The sequence below is a fragment of the Psychromarinibacter sediminicola genome, from assembly GCF_029168335.1.
Lineage (GTDB): Bacteria > Pseudomonadota > Alphaproteobacteria > Rhodobacterales > Rhodobacteraceae > Psychromarinibacter > Psychromarinibacter sediminicola.
The window spans coordinates 1-1,747 of the sequence record NZ_JARGYC010000182.1 but is presented as its reverse complement, the minus strand read 5'-3'; the positions used below and the strand labels follow the sequence as shown (position 1 = coordinate 1,747).

The 1,747-nt window shown below is 58.4% G+C and carries 4 protein-coding genes; 2 read left to right on the top strand and 2 right to left on the bottom strand.

The genetic code is table 11. The annotated features are described in order from the left end of the window. Nucleotides 1-68 precede the first annotated feature (68 nt). Nucleotides 69-359 carry a hypothetical protein gene (locus P1J78_RS24785; protein WP_275570044.1) on the bottom strand — a complete coding sequence of 97 codons (291 nt, stop codon included), beginning with the start codon at nucleotides 357-359 and terminating at the stop codon, nucleotides 69-71. Nucleotides 360-663: 304 nt separating this feature from the next. Between P1J78_RS24785 and P1J78_RS25510 the strand changes: the two genes are divergently transcribed. Next, complete coding sequence (locus P1J78_RS25510; RefSeq protein WP_374213426.1) at nucleotides 664-786, top strand: hypothetical protein; 123 nt, start codon at nucleotides 664-666, stop codon at nucleotides 784-786. Between the two features lie 30 nt (nucleotides 787-816). Next, nucleotides 817-906: a hypothetical protein gene (locus tag P1J78_RS25505; RefSeq protein ID WP_374213425.1), complete on the top strand. Its 90-nt coding sequence runs from the start codon at nucleotides 817-819 to the stop codon at nucleotides 904-906. 524 nt (nucleotides 907-1,430) lie between these two features. Here P1J78_RS25505 and P1J78_RS24775 read toward each other — a convergent pair. Beyond that, entirely contained in the window at nucleotides 1,431-1,616 is a 186-nt protein-coding gene (locus tag P1J78_RS24775; protein ID WP_275565570.1) for a helix-turn-helix transcriptional regulator, read from the bottom strand. Between the last annotated feature and the right edge of the window lie 131 nt (nucleotides 1,617-1,747).

The window sequence follows — 1,747 nt, the reverse complement described above, 5'->3', positions numbered from 1 at the left end:
GAAGAAGCGCGGTGGCCACCAGACAGGCCGCGCGCTGCGCTACGCCAGATGGCTCCGCGCGCGGCCTCCTACACCACCCCGTGGGGCACTACCCGCGACTTCGCATGACTCCAATGGAATGTATCTCCGGCGCCGAAGCAGTGATCCCGATCTAGGTGGGTGAAGCACAGGATCGAAAGTCCGGACTTCTTGGCAGCACGCAGGTCATCTACGATCGCGGCTTGTAGATCGAACTGAATGCCAGAATCCTTCGATTTCTCCATGTTAGCGAAATCGAAGAGGAGCCGTTGTCCGTCGGCGAGGATGAGGCGGGTCGAGTCAGCATTCCCGATCGGGAATGATGTGATCGTCGCGGTCATGGTGGCACTGCTCCGGCTTTCGAGGGTTTATTATCCTTTAGCTAAGAACGAAATCGGAACACATCAAGACATATTTGTTCTTCAATTATGCCTTTCCATCGGGGCAGAGCGACCCCGCTGCAGAGAGCGCCCGAAAACCAGCAGACGCCTCTCCCGGTTGATACTGTTCAACGAGTTTCGCGAGAGAGTTTCGCGAGAGGGTGCCGAGGCGCTCAAGGTCCGCTAATGGGATGTGCCGGCTACTTCCCCCCACTGTCGGGTTATCCTGATCCGAGATCATCTGCGCCAAAGGAGAAGCAGCCATGTGTCCAAAGATATCAGCCGCGCCGAGGAAAACTGCGCGAAGAGTATGTCGATCCTGGGCATCGGGCCGATGACTTCGACGGCCATGGTGGCGGCGGTGGCTCAGGGGGAGGCCTTTGACTGAAGTCGCGACTTCGCCGTTTGGGTTGGGCTCGTGCCCCGGCGGTTCAGCACTGGCAGTCGCACCATCCTCGGGCGGATCACCAAGCGGGGAAGCCTACATCTGCGAATGCTGTTCGCCTAGGCCGCAAAGTGATCATAGTGATCATTATGCGCCCTCTCCGCTCGCAAGACTTCAGCTTTGGCGCGTGGCTCGAGCGAGCTATCTGCCGAATGCCCAGAAGCAAGGCCGCAGTTGCCTTGGCCAACAAACTGGCTCGCACGCGTGGAGCATCCTCCGGCACGGGACGCGCTTCGACGCGCCAAGAGACGCGGCCGTGGAGGCGATCTGAATTCCTCCAAGGTCACAACGAAGTTCGCAAAAGAGGACAGCATGGAACGGAGAAACTAAGCGCCAGAGTCTCACGGCCCAAATGGTCATCACCGACCTTGCCGGTAATGAGACCAAGGTGCGTGCGTAACCCCATCGAGGCCACGGCCCGCGAGCCGACAAACAGGCCGGATACATATGAGCGATTTCCGAAGCCGCGCCGAATTCTCGATTGCAAACAGCAGCCGGCACATACATAAGGGCCGTTTCTACATCCAGCGAAGGGTGACCGGACTGTGCACGCCCGGCCACCCTCGCTCCCGCATGGGGAGTGTCGGTCAGGTCGTGTCTCGGCTGTCCAGCCTCTTCTGAAGCCAATCCAGCACTTCGTCCTCGACCCACCCCACTCTGTTGGGACCAAGGATGATCCGCCTAGGGAATTTTCCGGCCTTTTCCAGTCGTGCGATGTGCTGGGGCGAGTACAGAACCAACTCCTTCAACTGGCGCTTCGATAAGATCCTCATCGCGATCTCTCCATGTTTGAAGAGCATCGCGATGCCCTAGAGCCTCGTGCGGAAAACCAGAGTCGGGGATTCCCATAAGGAAGGGTTTGTGATTCACTATATGTGGAGGTGGATCATGGGAAAACCGCTAT